Origin of the sequence: Streptomyces agglomeratus (assembly GCF_001746415.1) — a bacterium.
GTDB lineage: Bacteria > Actinomycetota > Actinomycetes > Streptomycetales > Streptomycetaceae > Streptomyces > Streptomyces agglomeratus.
This window is the reverse complement of the sequence record NZ_MEHJ01000002.1, coordinates 259,367-277,469: the sequence shown is the minus strand read 5'-3', so window position 1 is coordinate 277,469 and position 18,103 is coordinate 259,367. Positions and strand designations below refer to the sequence as shown.

Annotated in this window: 14 protein-coding genes and 4 pseudogenes; 14 read left to right on the top strand and 4 right to left on the bottom strand. The window is 67.0% G+C overall.

Annotation, left to right across the window (positions count from 1 at the left end; translation table 11 throughout):
- The first annotated feature begins 49 nt into the window (after positions 1-49).
- Positions 50-960, top strand: a protein-coding gene (locus tag AS594_RS42180) for an IS5 family transposase (protein WP_107364778.1) whose coding sequence is annotated in 2 segments (ribosomal slippage) — positions 50-404 and positions 404-960 — 912 coding nt in all. Because the reading frame shifts where the segments join, the coding sequence is not laid out codon by codon here.
- A 226-nt stretch (positions 961-1,186) separates the two neighbouring features.
- On the opposite strand, the gene AS594_RS48235 is transcribed toward AS594_RS42180, so the two are convergent.
- The gene (locus AS594_RS48235; protein ID WP_069934073.1) at positions 1,187-1,438 is read right to left on the bottom strand and encodes a hypothetical protein; all 252 of its coding nucleotides are present in this window, start codon (positions 1,436-1,438) and stop codon (positions 1,187-1,189) included.
- 392 nt (positions 1,439-1,830) lie between these two features.
- Here AS594_RS48235 and AS594_RS37990 point away from each other — a divergent pair.
- From AS594_RS37990 to AS594_RS48225, 3 genes and pseudogenes are all read left to right on the top strand, one after another.
- Positions 1,831-2,758 (top strand): annotated as a pseudogene (locus AS594_RS37990) (IS701 family transposase); the annotation flags it as partial.
- A gap of 54 nt (positions 2,759-2,812) precedes the next feature.
- Positions 2,813-3,157, top strand: a complete 345-nt coding sequence (locus tag AS594_RS48230) for an IS3 family transposase (protein WP_069936104.1) — start codon at positions 2,813-2,815, stop codon at positions 3,155-3,157.
- Positions 3,154-3,405 (top strand): annotated as a pseudogene (locus tag AS594_RS48225) (IS3 family transposase); the annotation flags it as partial. The gene AS594_RS48230 and the pseudogene AS594_RS48225, both read left to right, overlap by 4 nt.
- A gap of 225 nt (positions 3,406-3,630) precedes the next feature.
- Here the strand turns inward: AS594_RS48225 and AS594_RS48220 are convergent.
- A protein-coding gene (locus tag AS594_RS48220) for an IS630 family transposase (RefSeq protein WP_420877916.1) occupies positions 3,631-4,706 on the bottom strand; the annotation gives its coding sequence in 2 pieces (ribosomal slippage) (positions 3,631-4,221 and positions 4,224-4,706; 1,074 coding nt in all).
- A 75-nt stretch (positions 4,707-4,781) separates the two neighbouring features.
- Between AS594_RS48220 and AS594_RS37970 the strand changes: the two are divergent.
- A pseudogene (locus tag AS594_RS37970) lies at positions 4,782-5,210 on the top strand (transposase); the annotation flags it as partial.
- A 63-nt stretch (positions 5,211-5,273) separates the two neighbouring features.
- Positions 5,274-5,576: pseudogene (locus AS594_RS37965) on the top strand (transposase); the annotation flags it as partial.
- A gap of 663 nt (positions 5,577-6,239) precedes the next feature.
- Here AS594_RS37965 and AS594_RS44175 read toward each other — a convergent pair.
- Positions 6,240-6,830 (bottom strand): hypothetical protein, encoded by a 591-nt coding sequence (locus tag AS594_RS44175; protein WP_141746941.1) that lies wholly within the window; start codon positions 6,828-6,830, stop codon positions 6,240-6,242.
- A gap of 2,119 nt (positions 6,831-8,949) precedes the next feature.
- Entirely contained in the window at positions 8,950-10,623 is a 1,674-nt protein-coding gene (locus AS594_RS37960) for an FAD-dependent oxidoreductase (RefSeq protein WP_069934070.1), read from the bottom strand.
- A 259-nt stretch (positions 10,624-10,882) separates the two neighbouring features.
- On the opposite strand from AS594_RS37960, the gene AS594_RS37955 reads away from it, so the two are divergent.
- The 8 genes from AS594_RS37955 (at position 10,883) to AS594_RS37920 (ending at position 17,142) form a co-directional block, all read left to right on the top strand.
- Positions 10,883-12,025 carry a SchA/CurD-like domain-containing protein gene (locus AS594_RS37955; protein WP_069934069.1) on the top strand — a complete coding sequence of 381 codons (1,143 nt, stop codon included), beginning with the start codon at positions 10,883-10,885 and terminating at the stop codon, positions 12,023-12,025.
- Positions 12,026-12,090: 65 nt separating this feature from the next.
- Entirely contained in the window at positions 12,091-12,522 is a 432-nt protein-coding gene (locus AS594_RS37950) for a cupin domain-containing protein (protein WP_069931168.1), read from the top strand.
- A complete protein-coding gene (locus tag AS594_RS37945) occupies positions 12,519-13,787 on the top strand; it encodes a beta-ketoacyl-[acyl-carrier-protein] synthase family protein (RefSeq protein ID WP_069936103.1) in 1,269 nt (422 codons plus the stop codon). Before AS594_RS37950 ends, AS594_RS37945 begins: the two co-directional genes overlap by 4 nt.
- Positions 13,784-15,037: a beta-ketoacyl synthase N-terminal-like domain-containing protein gene (locus AS594_RS37940; protein WP_069931166.1), complete on the top strand. Its 1,254-nt coding sequence runs from the start codon at positions 13,784-13,786 to the stop codon at positions 15,035-15,037. The genes AS594_RS37945 and AS594_RS37940 overlap by 4 nt, the downstream gene beginning before the upstream one ends.
- Positions 15,038-15,059: 22 nt before the next feature.
- On the top strand, positions 15,060-15,317 hold the full coding sequence (locus AS594_RS37935; protein ID WP_069934087.1) for an acyl carrier protein: 258 nt from the start codon (positions 15,060-15,062) through the stop codon (positions 15,315-15,317).
- Position 15,318: 1 nt separating this feature from the next.
- Positions 15,319-15,795: an SRPBCC family protein gene (locus tag AS594_RS37930; protein WP_069936102.1), complete on the top strand. Its 477-nt coding sequence runs from the start codon at positions 15,319-15,321 to the stop codon at positions 15,793-15,795.
- A gap of 102 nt (positions 15,796-15,897) precedes the next feature.
- Complete coding sequence (locus AS594_RS37925; RefSeq protein WP_069934068.1) at positions 15,898-16,230, top strand: TcmI family type II polyketide cyclase; 333 nt, start codon at positions 15,898-15,900, stop codon at positions 16,228-16,230.
- A 519-nt stretch (positions 16,231-16,749) separates the two neighbouring features.
- On the top strand, positions 16,750-17,142 hold the full coding sequence (locus AS594_RS37920; protein WP_069931163.1) for a DUF2267 domain-containing protein: 393 nt from the start codon (positions 16,750-16,752) through the stop codon (positions 17,140-17,142).
- Positions 17,143-18,103 lie beyond the last annotated feature (961 nt).

The window sequence follows — 18,103 nt, the reverse complement described above, 5'->3', positions numbered from 1 at the left end:
TGCCGCTGGCCCGCCGACGACGCCTAAGGCCTGTCTGATAATTGATCTTGTGGCAGGTAGAGGTGAGTTGAATGATGCGGCGTGGGAGCGGATAGAGCCCTTGTTGCCGCAGGTGGACGGGCGTGGTCGGCCGTGGCGTGATCACCGGCAGGTGGTCAATGGTGTGCTGTGGCGGTTGCGGACCGGGGCTCCGTGGCGTGACCTGCCGGAGCGGTATGGGCCGTGGCAGACCGTCTACGAGCGATTCGCCCGCTGGGAGGCGGATGGCACGTGGGCAAGGCTGTTGGAGCATGCGCAGGTCCGTGACGACGCGGTGGGCCGGGTGGAGTGGACCGTCGCGGTCGATTCCACGGTCAACCGTGCCCACCAGCACGCCGCCGGCGCACGTAAAAAGGGGCCGCAGACGGGGACGAACTGGAAGATCCGGGCCGCTCGCAGACGCGCCAGGCCCTCGGCCGGTCCCGAGGCGGGCTGACCACCAAGGTCCACCTCGCCGTCGACGGCCGGGGCCTGCCCCTGTCGATCGTGCTCACGCCCGGCAACGTCAACGACGCCACCGCATTCGGTCAGGTCCTGGACGGGATCCGCGTTCCGCGAGCCGACACCGGCCGCCCGCGCACGACACCGACCCGAGTCCTGGGCGACAAGGCCTACTCCAGCCGGGCGATCCGGCACCTGCTGCGGCGTCGGGGCATCGCCGTCACGATCCCCGAGCGCCGCGACCAAGCGGCCAACCGCCGGCGCCGAGGGCGCTTCGGCGGCCGGCCGCCCGCCTTCGACAAGGAGATCTACCGCGACCGCAACGTCGTCGAACGATGCTTCGCACGCCTTAAGCAGTTCCGCGCAATCGCGACCAGGTTCGACAAGCTCGCCGACCGCTACCGCGCCGGAGTCGTCCTGGCCTCGCTGATCCTCTGGCTCCGCGAACCCGTCCGTGATCATTTGTCAGACACGGCCTAGTGTCCGCTACCGGTGCTGGCGGACCGTCGCGTTCGACGGCTGCAGTTCTATGAAGGCTCCTGACCTGCCACGTATTCGAGCTCTGCTGGGCAAAGTCCGGCACCACTGGGGCATGTCGGGCTATCCCGCTTTGAGGTTGACCGTCCTGTGTGAGATCGGGACACGGGGGCTGCTCGGGGCAGTCTTCGGACCGCCCGAAAACGGGGAGACCGTCCAGGCGGCCGGGTTACTGCCCCAGCTGACACCGCAGATGCTCCTGCTGGCAGACCGAGCCTTCGACGGCGACGACTTCCTGCGTGCTGTCGCCGAAACCGGCTCCCAGTTCCTGGTCCGGCTGTGCGCACACCGGCGCCCCGCGGTGCTGGCAGTTCTCTCCGACGGCTCCTACCTCACCCGCCTCCGCGGCCTGCGCGTCCGCATAATCGCAGCCGACATCACGTGCGGAGACATCGAGACTGTCTCGGCGTCCACCGAGCACCGCTGGTTTCGCCAGGACCCGCTCAAGCCATGGCAGTACAGTCCTGGATCTTTAGCCGGGACCCGACTTCCGCGCCAAGGCCCAGCGTGTCCTTTACCTGTACGCGCGAACCTACCAGGGCGACCCCTCGGCGCGGATGAGTATGTGGTCTCCAGCGACGAGAAGACCTCGATCCAGGCCCGCTGCCACTGCCACTGCCACTGCCACCTGACCTGGCCAGGCCGGGTCCAGGGCGATGCGCGTCAACCACACCCACGGCCCCGGCGGCACCGTGGCCCACCTGACCGCCCACGATGTCCACCGGGCGAGAGTCCTCGGCCGCTGCGAGGCCACTACTAGTACTTCGTTAGGTTGATTTGATCTCGGGCTGCCGGGTTGGGCATGCTGCTCTGATGGAGCTGGGGGAGATCGAGCAACTCCGGGGCGAGCTGGGCGAGTTCGTGGCTGAGGTGTTCGCGTCGGTGGCCGCGGAGGGATCAGCGGGCGAAGGGTGACTGCTACCTGCGGGGGTTGATGCTGGACGGTCGCAGGAAGTCGATCCAGCCGATGGCCGAGCGGCTGCCGGACGGCGACATGCAGGCCTTGCAGCAGTTCGTGAACCAGTCTCCGTGGGACCACGTGGCGGTGTTGCGGGCGGTAGCCGTCAAGACGGTTCCCGTCGTCGATCCGATGGTGTGGGTGATCGACGATGTGTCGTTCCCCAAGGACGGGAAGATGTCGGTGGGGGTGGCCCGGCAGTGGTGCGGGGCGTTGGGCAAGCAGTCGAACTGCCAGGTCGCGGTCAGCCTGCACGCCGCGTCCGACACCGCTTCCGTGCCGATCTCGTGGCGGCTGTTCCTGCCGGCCGAGTGGCAGGACGACACCGCGCGCCGGGCCAAGGCGGGGGTGCCCGAGGAGGTGGGGCACCGGGAGAAGTGGCGTCTGGCCCTGGACCTGATCGACGAGGCGATCGGCTGGGGCCTGGAACCCAAGGTGATCGTCGCGGATGCCGGGTACGGCCAGAACAACGCCTTCCGGCAGGCTCTGGCCGACCGTGGTCTGGACTTCGTCGTCGCCGTCCGGGCGGATGAATCCGCTCACCCGGCCGACGCTGTCCCCACCGCCCCCGCCTGGAGCGGAACCGGACGCAAACCCGCTGTCCGCTACCGCACCAAGGCTTCCTCCCTGAAGGACCTGGCCACCGGGACCGGACGCAAGGCACACCGGCAGGCCACTTGGCGCACCGGTTCGCGCGGTGCGATGCGCTCAAGATTCAAAGTCGAGACGGTGCGTCCGGCCGGCGTCGCGGCCCGCAGGCACGCCATGGGACCTGCCCCCGAGTGGTGGACACCTCTGACTCCGGCCCCGGCAGGGGCCGGGTAGGAGGCATCTTTTATGGTGATGAGGGTCTACTCGCCCGAGTTCAAGGCGGACGCCGTCGCGCTGTACCTGTCGGACCCGAGCCACACCTTCGAGGGCATCGGCAAAGATCTAGGGATCAGCCGCGAGACGCTGCGTAACTGGGTGCGGGCCGAACGGACCCGCCGTGGTGGGGGCAGTACGACGAGCACGGAGACGACGCAGGTGGATTCGCCGCCGATGGCCGAGGAACTACAGGCCGAGAACGAGGCCCTGCGCCAGGAGCTGGCAGCAGCACGCAAGGAGATGCAGAAGCTCGCCATCGAGCGCGACATTCTCCGCAAGGCGACGAAGTTTTTCGCACAAGAGATGACCTGGTGACCAGCCGCTGCCAGTTCATTGAGGACCACCACCACGCCTTCGGCGTAAAGCGGTTGTGTCAGGTGCTGGAGGTCGCCCGTTCCAGCTTCTACAAATGGCGGGCCGGCCGCGCGGCCCGCGTGGCCCGGGAGCGGGCCGACGTCGCTCTCGCTGAGCGGATCCGGAGCGTGCACGCCGAGTGGGACGGCACCTACGGCCGCCCGCGGATCACCGCCGAGCTGTGCGAGGAGGGCGAGCGCGTGAACCACAAGCGTGTCGGGCGGGTGATGCGGAAGTTCGGTATCGCCGGGCTGCGGTTGCGAAAGCGCCAGGTCACCACCGTGCCCGAGCCCTCCGCCACCCCGGTGCCGGATCTGCTGGGGCGCGACTTCACCGCGAGCGCGCCGAACACCAAATACGTTGGGGACATCACCTACCTGCCGGTGGGCGATGGCGAGTTTTTGTATCTGGCGACCGTTACTGACTTCGGCTTGTCAGGGTGCGGCTGTCTCGAGGGTCAGGCCGGTGCCGGCTATGAAGCCGTCGAGGGTATGGGGACGGTATTGCAGGCGTTTGAGGCGGTTGCGGACGAGGGCTTCGAGCTGGTCAAGGGCCATGACGGCAAGGTTGGCCAGGCTGCGTTTGACGTGGGCCCACACGCCTTCGACGGGGTTCAGGTCGGGTGAGTAGGCGGGCAGCAGGAACACGGTCAGCCACTCACGCTCGGCGACGAGTTCTCGCATCCTGCGGGAGACGTGGGTGTTCAGGCGATCCCAGACCAGCACGATCGGTGCCCGGACGAGCTGGTGGACTCCGTCGACCAGCGCGATGAAGTCCCGCTCGCCCATGCTGCGACGTGCGCCTTTGCCGGCGGGGTGGGTGCGCAGGCGGTGGCACAGCCGGGTCCGGGAGCCTGGCCGCATCGCGATCAGGCCGGCCACCGACAGCCGTCCCGAACGCCGGCCGCTGACGGTCACGACCGGGGTGATCCCGCGTCGGCCCCAGGTCCGTCCACGGGGCGGCCTGCGGGTGAACCCGGCTTCGTCCTCGAAGCAGACGTAGCCCCCGCAGGCCGCCCGGGCCCTTTTACCTCCGCCCAGGTCACCTCCCGCCACACGCTCACGGCCCTCTCGTCGCGCTCGGCGACCCGCCGGGCGGGGACCTGCGGGCTGAAACCGAGCCGGTGCATCAACCGGGTGGCGCCCGAGACGCTGTACGAAACGTGGAACTTCCGGCCGATCAGCGTGGCCACCCTCGACGCGGTCCACACCTGGTCCTCCACCCAGCCATGCGCAGCCGGACCCTGCTCCAGATATGCGGCCAGCTTCTCCAGGCACCGCGGGGACAGGCGGCACCTTGAGCCGCTCGGACCGCGGGAGGCCAGAGCCGGAACACCGCCGTCCCGCCACAACTGATGCCACTGGTAAGCCGACTTCACGCTCACCCGTAGCCGCCGTGCGACCTCCGACGGATTGATCTCCTGCTCGAACAGTTCAGCCGCCTGCAGCCGTACCGACTCACGACGCCGACGTCCCGTAGGAGTCAGCCCGCCCCCATCCGCATATCTCACACACCACGGATACAGCCACCCACCCACGTTCAACAGGGACTTCGCAACGATTCACCCTAAAGAGCTGAAGTCAGTATCGACTGCTTCTCGCGCCGTCTGGTGGGCTGGTCGATCGCCGATCACATGCGCACCTCGCTGGTCACCGACGCACTCCGGGCCGCCGGCCGGGCCCGGGGCAGCCTGGCCGGGGCCGTGTTCCACAGCGATCACGGGGCGCAGTACACCTCTCACGAATTCGCCGCATTCTGTCGCGAGTTGGGAGTGCGGCAGTCCATGGGCACGGTCGGCACCAGCGCGGACAACGCCCTCGCCGAATCGTTCAACGCCGCCCTCAAACGCGAGACGCTCCGTGGCGCCCGCCGCTACGACGGGGCCCGAGCCTGCCGCCTGGCGGTCTTCCGCTGGACCACCCGCTACAACACCCGCCGACGACACTCGGCAAACGGACAGCAGGCACCGATCGCCTACGAACAGCAGTCAGCTACCCTGACACTCGCCGCATAACGACACGAACAGGTGTCCACTCCTCGGGGGCAAGGCCCCATCGCCCGGGCTGGCGGCTCCACCGCCTGGGACGGTGTTCTGCCCACGGCGACACTGCTGAGCGAGTGGCCCACCGGCGAGAAGGCGCCCACCGAGTACTGGCTGACCAGCCTGCCCGCCGACACCCCGCTGCGGCAACTGGCCCGACTCGCGAAGATGCGCTGGAGGATCGAGCACGACTACCGCGAGATGAAGCACGGCCTGGGACTGGACCACTTCGAAGGCCGCACCTGGCGCGGCTGGCACCACCACGCCACCCTCGTCACCGCCGCCCACGCCTTCTGCACCCTCCGCCGCCTGGACCCAAAAGCAACAGCGCCGGCCTGACCTTCTACCAGGTCCTCCACACCATGCAGGACCTGTTGCTCTGCTGGACCGGCGCATGCCCCACCTGCCATCGCCAGTTACCACCCCGAAGGCGAAAACAACAGACCCTCTCCAGCCCGACCTAACGAAGTACTACTACCGGCATTACGCCGTTCATGGCCCTGGTCGAACAGGTCGTGATCACCGAACCTCACGCCAGCGCCAAACGCGTCTTCTGGATCGTCGACAACGGCTCCTTGCACCGGGGGAAGAAGACCATTGACCGTCTGACCAAGGCGTTCCCGAACGCGGTCATGGTCCACACCCCCGTCCATGCCTCTTGGACAAACCGAATCGAAGTCTTCTTCTCGATCAGCAGCGCAAGGTCGTCTCCCCCAACGACTTCACCACCTGAACCAGGTCAGGGACCGGCTCCGCGCATTCGAAGATGGCTACACACGCCACGGCACAGCCGTTCCAGCGGAGGTTCACCACCTCCGACCTGGACGATCTGCTGGCCAGTCTCGATCGGCACACCACCGGTCACCAGGAAGTATCGTCCGGGCGCGCTCAGGAAGTCCTACTGCTGACCGCTGAGAGTCGCCCCTTCACCGGTCCTCAGTGGAGGGGGCATGGCGTGTTGCCATCGTTGCGCCGCGCCTGGCAGTCTGTCCGATGGTGCTGCTAGCGGGCCATCGGGAGAAACTTCCCGAAGACTGGGATCCCCTTACCTGCGTACTCAAAACGCGCCAAAGTCGGGCCAGCCCCTTGCCCGGTGTGGACGCAGCTGGAGCCGGTAACTGCGAGCTTTTCGGCTGTGCTGCTGCTGGCGAGTTTGACGGAGGCGGAAGCACACCTGAACTGGGCCCGCGCATCTTCTCCAGGACGGGAGGCCACATCGCCGTTGAGTACCACTGGTCCCTCGACGCGCACCACTTCCCCCTTACGCCGAGGGGTGATCGGCCCGCTGCAGCGACCTGTGAATCCTTCGGACGCTACCGTGAGCCGTCCACAGTTGAAGGTCATTGCGTTGGCGGTGGAGGTTGCGGTGGCAATCGCTACGGCTGGGCCGTCGTGGGATACCGCTTTGCCGTTGGCGGCGTTGAAGATGTCGTCGTCCGCCACCGCAACGCTGGTGCTCGTGGTCAGCCCGGCGACCGCGAGCACCAGGGCCGCGGCCATGGAAAACCGCATACGCATGGGGATCAGCTCTTTCACTGCTGTGGGGAAGGTTTCCTCTTGGCGGAAGATCCCACGAATGTTCCGGAAAGCCACCGCGACACGACCTCGGGGCGGCCCACGTCACTCCGCCGCCGCAAGCAATGCCGTGTCGGTGGGTAGCTGGCTCCGCTGTGCCTCCACAGGCCGCTGGCCGTGCTCGCTCACTAATCAGGTCTGGGGAGCACCGTTGTTGGGCGCGGTCTGCCGTCTAGCTGGGGCATCGAGCTCTCAGCGATTAATCCAGCCCCATTGAGCCGCCAGACGCCCAGGCCGTGATCGACCTCAGCGGCACCGACCGGTTATTGTCTTCCTTGCATGGCCGCCTGTGGTAGCGACCCGCAGGCGTGCTCGTGCCGTACCGGCGGATCAGCGACTTGGTAGCAGCGTTCTTTGAACCGCTGGGACTCCGAGAGGTCATGCTAAGCAACGCCCTCGACATCCGGCTCGTCAGCCGCCGTGTTCGGCCTGCCCGGCCGAAGAACGGTGGCTTAGGGCGGTTCGAGGGCGAGCCGGTAACCGGCCGACGGATCCTCCAGGCTCCGCACCGGCCCAGTGACCGCGGCCGCCTCTAGGGTGCCCGATCGGCGGGCGCGGGGGCGAGCGCGGCGGTGCGGGGCGCACGGCACAGGGACCCGCTCCTTTGGCACGTTTCATGGGCCTGGGGGACCCGCTTCAAGCACGGTCCGGCGAGGCTTCGTGCCGTACGCGGGCGCGTGCGGGACTACCTCCACGTGGGCGGTGTCCGTGCCGTACTTCACCACTTGGACATGCCCGGCGAGTTGGCGCGACGGCGGCGAGGATGCTGTCGAACTAGGCGAGAACGGCGCTGTTCGCGCCCGGGGCGGTCAGACCCCGGCGCGAGGAAGCGGAGCGCGACGTTCTGGGCCACCTCCGCGCACCTTTACCGGCCAGTAGCCTTTTGGTGTCATCGAGATGCCCGTCGGGGGCGCGTGCAGGTCTCAGGAAACGCTCGAGCAATAGGTGCAAATCAGATATGCCTGGCGTAATGTGTGACGTGCGGGCCAGCTTTAAGCGACGAAAGCGCCCTGACCTGACCGAGAGGCCTCACCTGATCCCATCGGGTGCGGCCTCTTTGTCGGGCCCAGAAACGCCCCCGTGCTCCGTCCGCGTCCGAACTGAGCCAGGATCTATTGCCTCTTGGTGTCGAAGCCGCTTGGGGCTCGCTCCGGTGGTCATTGCCCACAGGGCGAGGGAACGCACGATGTCGAGCCAGGCGCACCGGCGGCACCGAGCCGCTCCAGGCATCCTCGTGCGAGGACGCGCGGATTGACACCCGCGCGCACTTCGGGCACATGGCAGTCCCTTTCACTGCTCCCCCGTCGGGGTACCTCCCGCACGCACTGAGCAGTCGCAAGCTCTTGATTACTGTGCCGCTTGCGCCAGTTCAGGTGCACTCGGCGCCGGGTCCCGCTCCGTTCAGGACGGGTTTTCGGGCTGCAGGACGCGCATACGGCCCAGCTGTTCGGTCGTCGGGCGTCCCTATGGGTGGTCCCGTACCGGCTGACCATGGGCATGATATTTCCGCGCCTGGTCCGATCATGGCGTCGGAGGGCCCGCCCGCACCTCCGTCAGGCCGTGGGCCATCTTGGACAACAAGTGATCAGACCGGACACCCGCGAGGACGACGCGACGCTGGTGGCGGAGCCTACCGGGGTCCCAGGCCTCACCCGCGGCCAACTACCCCTATGCCACAGATGAGTTACCCGACGCCCCGGACGCCGCTGCCTACGGCTCGGCTTCCATCCGGTCCGCCACACCCCAAGTGTGCATGAGGGCAGCGCAGATGAGATGTGGGCGGGAGCACTGCTGACCGGTCCCCGCAAGTAGCAGGCGAAACCATCTTCAACGGGCGCCGGAACGAGTCCGACCCGACCAGTGTCGCGAGCATTCCCTGGATGCCGGCCAAGGACTGCGCCAGTCGCTCGGAAGAGAACCGAGGCCGTGCGGATCAGAGGGGCATCGGGAAACTCACCCCGCCTTGCCTCGACGTACCACCACAGGACCTCGCCGCGCCCCCCTCCTGGACAACCACGGCTTCACGGCTCTGGGCATCAAATCCGGCGGCGCGCCCTTGCCGTGGACAGCAAGCTGCCCCACTGCCGTTACACCCGCTCCAGCGTAGAACGCAGGTGTCACCGCAGGTACCGGGGCATCAGTGCTCGTCGCCAACAGACGCAGCAGGGCCTGCGGGCGTCATGGTCGGGCGCAGCAGCGCTGTCATGATGTCGTAGAGCACTGTTTCCGGGTCTGGTTCGGCTGCCGACGTCCGCCAGGCGACAAAGCCGTCCGGGCGTACGAGTAGAGCGCCTTCGGTTGTTGTGCCGTGCATTTGTGCCCAATCAGCCCCTTTTTCGACGGTCAGGTCGGCTTGCGGGCCGGTTCCGATGGTGTAGGCGTCCAGTCGGATCGCCAGGCGTTCGGCCACCCTGTTCGCCGCGTCACGCCATGGTGTGCCCTCTGAGCTGAGCAGGACGAACGACAGCTCGTAGAGGTCGAGCGTGGAGATCCGGTCGCCTGACTTGTTGACCCAGAGGTGTGGGGCCCTGGTGCCCGGGTCGCCGGTCAGGTACATCCCTTCCGGCACGACGGGCCGTTGAGGAGGGGCGCCGAGTACGGCACCGCTGGAGTATCCGTATCCCATGATCACGGGAAGGAGCCCTCCTTGTCGTCGGCCTCCGGGTGCGACGGGGACCGCGTAGCCGGGGTGGCTGTGCTCTGCGGAGCGGGCCGATGCGCGCTCACTCGTTTCTTGTGCCACTGGCAGCCGTTCGGACTCGTAGGTGTCGAGCAGTCCGCGGTCGGCCGAACCATTCAGCACTAGCGCAAGCTTCCAGGCAAGGTTGTGTGCGTCCTGGATTCCGGTGTTGGAGCCGAATGCCCCTGTGGGCGACATTTCATGGGCGGCGTCGCCAGTAATGAAGACTCGGCCACGGGAGTATTGCTCGGCGACGAGTTCCGTCGCGTGCCAGGGAGCCTTGCCGGTGATCTCGATGTCCAGGTTCGGGGCGCCGATGGCTCTGCGGATGTGTTCGGTGCATCGCGCGGGTGTGAAGTCCTCGAGTGTTTCCCCCTGTTCGGGGTGCCAGGGTAGGTGGAACACCCACATTCGCTGATTGTCCACCGGTAGCAGCGCACCGTCGGCTTCTGGGCGGGTGAGGTAGCAGACGATGAATCGCCGGTCGCCGACCACGTCGACCAGCTGTTCGGAGCGGAAGGTGACGCTCACATTGTGGAACAGGGCGCCGCGGCCTTGTCGGCCGATCCTGAGCTGTTCCCTGACGGGGCTGCGGGGGCCGTCGGCGGCAATGAGGTAGTCGGCGCGGATGGTGCTGTGGTCGCCGGTGTCCCGGTTTTTCACCACGGCGGTCACGCCTGTGGCGTCCTGGTCGAACGACATCAGCTCGGTGGAGAACCTCAGGTCGGCACCGTGAGTGCGAGCGTGGGACATCAGGACCGGCTCGACGGCGTTCTGGCTGCAAAGACACCATGTGGTCGGGCTCCATCGCGCAAGCGCTCCGCCTGCATCGACATCCTTGAGCAGCCATCGGTCGTCGTCGCCGGTCAGTGACCCGGCTTGAAGGATGCCGTTGTTCTCCGCCAGGACCGAAGCGGCTTGTCTGATGCTTTCTTCCAGGCCGGCGCTCCTGTACAGCTCCATGGTGCGGACGTTGATGCCACGTCCGCGCGGGTGCTCGGAGATGGCCGAGTGTTTCTCGACCAGCATGTGCCTGATGCCTTGGCGGGCGAGGAACAGTGAGGTTGACAGACCCACCAGGGACCCGCCCACGATCAGGACGGGCACCCGATGATCGACGTTCTCTTCCATGTCGCTCCTTGCTCTGGGCCGTCGGGGGATGGGTTCTGCATGCCCTGTGCCGGGGCGGTTCGGACGCTCATTCACCCACCTGGATCTGAGCTCTCGCGCCACTCGTAGCGGCGGACAATGATCGTTACGGAGCAGCCCCGGACCCGCAGGGGCGGGCTGCTCACTTCATGGGTTGTCACTTTGGGCCGCCGCCCCGCACGGGCGGACCGACGAGGTGCAGCCCCTGGGCCACCGTGTTTGCCGATAAGGAGTGTGCAAGGTGACAGCCCTGTCTCAACGGGTATCGCAGTCTGCCTTCGACGGCTCACGGCTGCGGGTCGTTCTGCTGATGGACCTTCACGATGGTGCGCAAGAGCAGTTTCTGGAGGCGTACGACCATCTGCGTGACGACGTCGCGGCGGTTCCCGGGCACCTTAGCGACCAACTGTGCCAGTCGTTCGAGAACCCGTCACAGTGGCTCGTTACAAGCGAATGGGAGGACGCGCCTTCCTTCCTGGCATGGGTCAACAGCGATGAGCACGTCGAGACGGTCAAGCCGCTGAGCCGCTGTGTACGTGAAATGCGCTCGCTTCGGTACAGCGTTTTGCGGGAGACCGGACGGTCCTATACAGAGATGCCGGAACGGTCCAGGGGAGGGCTGCAGGTTTCGCCACGGCTGGGGGACGGCGTGGTCCGTCACGCTCTTACGTTCACGGTCAGACCTGGCAGCGAACAGGCGGTCGCCAACATCCTCGCCGGGTATACCTCCCCAGCTGCCCAGGTTGACGAGTACACACGGCTACGTCGCACGTCGCTCTTCATGCATGGCAATCGGGTCGTACGGGCCGTCGAGGTCGAGGGTGACCTACTCGCCGCCCTTAGGCACGTAGCTCGCCAGCCTGAGATCAGAGCCGTCGAGGAAGCCATCAACCCGTATCTGGAGGAAGACCGGGACCTGGACGATCCGCAGTCCGCCCGACTTTTCTTCACCCGGGCGGCGCTTCCTGCGGTGCACCACATGGCCACCGACGGACTGGAACACGGTAGTACCACGCGTCACGCGTTGTATTACCAGGCCAAGGAAGGCGGTGGGATGGCTCTGGCCCGGCTGCTGGCTCACCAGGACGAAGCGGCGGCGAACCACCCGCACAACTCCATCGTCGGCAGCACCGTCTTTCAGCGCGACGACATCGTCGTGCGACTGATCGATGTACGCGGCCGGCCCGACGCGCACCCCAGCCTGTCCTTCGGTGTCGACACAGAGCGGCAGAAAGCATCGCTGGCCCGCCTGCTCGACCACGGCACGGATGACGGAACAAGCGGCAGCACGCATGGGGTCGCTCTCCACCCGTGTGATCCGAGCTCTCCGTCGGTGCACGAAATGCAGCTGATCACCGACCGGTGCGCGTCGCCAGAAGCCTGACTCGTACTACCGCCCGCTTCACAGCACTCCGCAAGCCGTCAAGCAACGCTCCTGGAGGCAACGCCATGACCACACAAGGCCCGCGAATCGTGAACCTCGCCGACACACCGCCCAACCAGCGGCGCGGAGGTGATCTGCGCGCCATGCTCACCCCGGCCACTGTGGGTGCCACCAGTGGCTTCATGGGCCTCGCCATCCTGCAGCCGGCTGAGCGCATCGGCGAGCACTACCACCCGTACTCCGAGGAGTTCGTTTACGTCGTGAGCGGGCTCCTGGAGGTGGATCTTGACGGTGAGACGCATGAGCTGCGGCCCGACCAGGGCCTTATGATCCCGCTGAACGTGCGCCACCGGTTCCGCAACGTCGGCGACGTAGAGGCCCGCATGGTCTTTCACCTGGGCCCGCTCGCCCCTCGCCCCGAGCTCGGTCACGTCGACACCGAGCACACGGGAGGCGCCGTGCAAGAGCCGCCGGAGAGGGCCGGGGCCGCTTCATGACCCGGCGGGTGGCGGTTACCGGAGTCGGTATCGTCGCGCCCGGCGGAGTCGGCACCGCCGCGTTCTGGGACCTGCTGGCTAACGGGCGTACGGCGACTCGGGGCATCACTCTCTTCGATCCTGCAGGGTTCCGCTCGCGCATCGCCGCGGAGGTTGACTTTGACCCCGCGGCCCACGGCCTCGACCGGGACCAGGTGGCACGCTCCGACCGGTACGTCCAGTTCGCGCTGGTAGCCGCTCAGGAGGCCCTGCGCGATTCCGGCCTAGTCGTCGAGGATGAAGACCCGTGGCGCATCGGGGTGACACTGGGCACTGCTGTCGGCGGCACTACCCGTCTTGAGCATGATTACGTCGCCGTCAGCGGCTCCGGTGCGCGCTGGGACGTGGACCACCGGTCTGCCGGCCCCCATCTGCACCGGGCGTTCTCACCGAGCGTTCTCGCTTCTGCAGTGGCCGAACAAGTCGGCGCCCACGGGCCGGTGCAGACCGTTACGACCGGCTGCACCTCAGGGCTCGACGCCATCGGCTACGCCTTCCACTCCATCCAGGAGGGCAGGGTCGACGTCTGCGTGGCCGGCGCCTCGGACTCGCCGATTTCGCCGATCACCATGGCGTGCTTCGACGCAATCAAGGCGACGTCCCCGAACAACGACGACCCTGCCCACGCATCGCGGCCCTTCGATGCCGACCGGGACGGGTTTGTCATGGGAGAGGGCGGTGCCGTCCTCGTGCTGGAAGAGCTGGAACACGCCGTAGCCCGAGGCGCGAACATCTATTGCGAGATCGGCGGGTACGCCACCTTCGCCAACGCACACCACATGACGGGCCTTACCCGCGAGGGCCTGGAAATGGCTCGGGCAATCGACACCGCACTCCGCCATGCTCGCCTCGACCGCACGGCAATCGACTACGTCAACGCGCACGGCTCGGGCACCAAGCAGAACGACCGGCACGAGACATCCGCGGTGAAACGCTCCCTCGGCGATCACGCGTACGACACACCCATGAGCTCGATCAAGTCCATGGTGGGCCACTCCCTCGGCGCCATCGGCGCGATCGAGCTGGTGGCTTGTGTGCTGGCTATGGTCCACCAAGTAGTGCCCCCAACCGCGAATTACGAGACGCCGGACCCCGAGTGCGACCTGGACTACGTACCGCGAACCGCTCGACAGCGGAAGCTGCGCAGTGTGCTTTCGGTAGGCAGCGGCTTCGGTGGATTCCAGTCCGCCGTCGTCATGACGAGCCTCAACGGGAGGGCCACATGAGCCACCGTCGGCCCGCCCGCAACCCGGTGATCACCGGGATCGGCGCCATCGCCCCCAGCGGAATCGGCACAGAAGCCTTCTGGAAGTCGGCTCAGGCAGGGCTCAGTGTCCTGGGGCGGGTCACCCGTGAGGGGTGTGAGCACCTGCCCCTTCGTGTCGCAGGTGAGGTATCTGCCTTCGATGCGAGGGTGCTGATCGAGGAACGCTACCTCGTCCAAACAGACAGGTTCACGCACTTCGCGATGGCTGCCGCTGAGCTTGCCATGGAAGATGCCCGGCTTGGTCATGGCGACTACGAGGGCTCCCCTTTCTCCGTAGGGGTGGTGACCGCAGCCGGGTCGGGCGGTGGCGAGTTCGGACAGCGCGAACTGCAGCAGCTGTGGGGCCAAGGTCCGCGCTTCGTCGGGCCGTACCAGTCCATCGCCTGGTTCTACGCAGCAAGCACAGGGCAGGTCTCCATCCGCAGCGCTCTAAAGGGGCCCTGCGGCGTCGTCGCCAGTGACGAGGCAGGCGGGCTCGATGCCTTCGCACATGCAGCTGCGGCCATCCGGCGCGGCAGCGACGCGATCTTGGTCGGGGCCACAGAAGCCCCTCTCGCGCCGTACTCGGTCGTTTGCCAGCTCGGGTACGAGGCCCTGAGCACCCGCGAGGATCCCGCACGCGCGTACCGGCCGTTCACCTCTGACGCCTGCGGCTTCGTTCCCGCCGAAGGCGGCGCCATGTTCGTCGTCGAGGACGAGACAGCGGCCAAGAGCCGCGGTGCTGAGATCCGCGCAACGGTGAGCGGCCACGCCGCGACATTCACCGGCCCCTCCCAATGGGACGAGTCCCGGGAAGGGCTCGCCCGCGCAATCCGCGGTGCACTGGAAGAGGCCGACTGCGCGCCCGAACAGATCGACGTGATCTTCGCCGACGCCCTTGGTGTAGCCCGGGCCGACCGCGCCGAAGCGATGGCGATCGCCGACGCGCTGGGTGCCCACGGCCTGCGCGTTCCGGTGACGGCGCCCAAGACCGGAATCGGCCGCGCTTACTGCGCAGGCCCCGTGCTCGAGACAGCCTGCGCAGTGCTGGCAATGGAACACAGCCTCGTACCTCCCACCCCCAACGTCTACGACGTCTGTCACGACCTCAATGTCGTGACCGGAAGTGCCCGCCCCGCAGAACTGCGGACGGCACTGGTGCTGAGCCGCGGACTCATGGGCTCCAACGCAGCGCTGGTGCTGCGGAAAGCCACCGACACCCCTCAGTAGAACTCGTGTGAAGGAGATCCCCGTGTCCGATCTACTGACCCCCCAAGAACTAGCCGCGCTGATGAAGAGCGGTGCCGGCATCACCGTCGACCCACTCGAACTGGCAAAGCGCCCCGACGCCCGTTTCGACGAATACGGCCTTGACTCATTGGGCCTGCTCGGCATCGTCGGCGAGCTGGAGAACCGGCACGGCCGGCCCCTGCCCCCCGAAGCGGATCAGTGCAAGACCCCCCAGCAGTTCCTGGACCTCGTCAACGACAGCCTGATGAGTGGAGCCTGACATGCCCGGACACACCGAGAATGAAATCGTCGTCGCAGCGCCGCTTGACCTCGTCTGGGACATGACCAACGACCTGGAGAGCTGGCCCGAACTGTTCAGCGAGTACGCGTCCGTCGCCATCCTCGCTCGCGACGGGAACACGACAAAGTTCCGCCTGACCATGCACCCGGACGAGAACGGCACAGTCTGGAGCTGGGTCTCGGAGCGGACAACCGACCGGGCGGCCCTACAGGTCAAAGCCCACCGTGTCGAGACGGGCCCCTTCGAGTACATGAACATCCGATGGGACTATGCGCAGGTCCCGGGCGGCACTCGGATGCGGTGGCAGCAGGACTTCGCAATGAAGCCGAACGCCCCGGTTGACGACGACTGGATGACGAACAACATCAACCGCAACACGCGAACGCAAATGGCGCTTATCCGAGACAGGATCGAACAGCGCGACCGCGACAGCCGTACCGCCGCCGTTGCACCCTGACCGGCTCGATCGAAGCCACCACCCCGGCGTGCCGTACGCGGCCTGTCCTGTTCCCCGGCGCCCCTGCCGCCGACGGAATCGGCCAACGAAGGGAAGCCTCTGATGCACCAAGCTCTGATCGTTGCCCGCATGGCGCCGGAATCGGCTCCGGACATCGCCAAAGTGTTCGCGAACTCCGACGCTGGCGAGCTACCGCACCTCGTCGGAGTCGCCCGGCGCAGCCTCTTCCAATTCGGCGACGTCTACCTCCACCTGATCGAATCCGAGAAGCCCCCCGGACCCGAGATCGCGAAGGTGACGTCACTTCCGGCCTTCCGTGACATCAGCAATCGTCTGTCAGCCTTCGTCAGCCCCTACAACCCGCAGACGTGGAACGGGCCGGAAGATGCGATGGCCCATCAGTTCTACCAGTGGGCGCGCGACGGCGCCGGCTGAGGAACGGCCAATCGGCAACAGGGTTGAGGGCCCTGAGGGGGCAGGGCCCTCACGACGCTAATCCGTGGGGGACGGATACGCACAAAACGCGTCGGAGGAACAACGACCAGCAGGCATCAGGGTCACCGTACGCCCAGTGCGCCCTGCCTGCGAGCGACGTGCCTCTTGGCTTGTTCGGGGGTGGGTCTTGTGAAAGCCCGTAACCACCCGACTCTGGGATAGTGCGGCTTGGGTGGGGGCCCCGCTCCGTTGGGGCCCCCGAAGCGCGCGATCCGAAGTTCGCGAACATGCACGCTTCGACCAGCTCAACGGCGCGGGAGATTCCGGGTTACGGGCCGGTCGGGTGAAGCGTGGTGGACGGCGTCGTTTCGAAGGGCTCCGGGCCGTGACAGACCACGGCCACCTCGCGTTCCGGAAGTCCCCCTGACCGGGACCTCCGCTACCCATAATCGGCCCATTACGACCGGTATTCCAGAGCCCGTACAGGCACTGGGCAAGAGCAAGGTGAAGGGAACGGCGATGAGGTACGACGAGTTCTTGGCCCGGGTCCGCGAGCTCGGCGAGTACACCGGCCAGGACGAGGCCGCCACAGTCACCAGCAAGGTCCTTCGCGTCCTGGCTCAGCGCATCACCCCCGAAGAGGCCGCCGACCTGGCAGCCCAGCTGCCCGAACCTTTGCGCGAGCCCCTCATCGACGACGGGCAGCGGCAGGCTGAGCGTTTCGGGGTTGAGGAGTTCTGCCATCGTATCGCTGAGAGCATCGGCGGCCATCCCCGCACGGCTGAGTGGGACGCCAGCGCCGTGCTGACCACCCTGGCCGATGCCGTCTCCGGCGGGAAGCTGAACCAGCTCATGAGCCAGCTGCCCGCCGGCTACGCGGTCCTCTTCGGCAAGGCCGAGATCAGCGACTGACCCGGCGGAGAAGCGTGGACGTGCTCCCTGCCGGCTCAACGCGAGCACCGGCTGACACACCGTAGGCCTTATTGCGGCAACTGGATGATGCGGGCGGCAGGGGCGCCGTGGCGCTCTGGAGCGCTGCTTATGTCGGCGTAAGAAGAGCACGTGGCCGGCCTCGCGCGAAGACGGGCCCGGCCCCCCCCGTGCGGCCCACACACCTCGCCAGCCCGTCACCCGCCCACCCTACGGGCTCTGGGCTTCTGTCGACCGATGGCGAGCCTTTGCTCCCGAGCTCGCGTTCGGGGAGCTGGCGTCCTTTGGTCGCCGGGTCCTGGAGCGAGGCGCGCAAGCGCTCCTGCGAGGGGGGCAGTCGCTGTCTGGCGCTGGGGCGAGGGGGCGTTGCCCGGCGATGTAACGGGCTGCTTGGGGTCGCAGTGCGCGACGGCAGCCGCGGTATCGGTTGCGAGTTGGGCCGCCGCGGCGTCCGTGTCTCCTCAAGCAATGAATCGTCTGTTCGGGGTTCGCTCTTTCGGCCGCTCGGTCTCTTGCGCGCGCCCGTTTGCCCCAACGTGAGTCCGCATGCGTGGTGCAGCCGTCACCCGTGGGGATGCCGGCGCCGACGATAGGGGACAGTTCCCCGCCGGGTGCAGAACGCCACGCGGACCACGGCGCGGCGGAGTGTGTGGGCGGCTGATTGCTCCGCTTGGCGCCTGCTGCGCTGCGCGGGTGACTGTGAGGCGGTGTCCTGGAAGGAAGAGGGTGTCCGTCCAGGGAGTCGCTGTGTACGAGATGTGTCCCGGCCTTGAGTGTGTGGCACGTGAGGGTGAAACAGGACGGTGCGGCCTTGTGCGGGCGACGGCTCGATGAGGACGTCAAGACCGCACAGGCGGAGAGCGCTCGCCACTGTCCGAGGTGCATGGCCTCGTTCAATCGACTGCTGGGCCAGCGCAGCTAGGCCCGTCAGCAGAGCACTTCC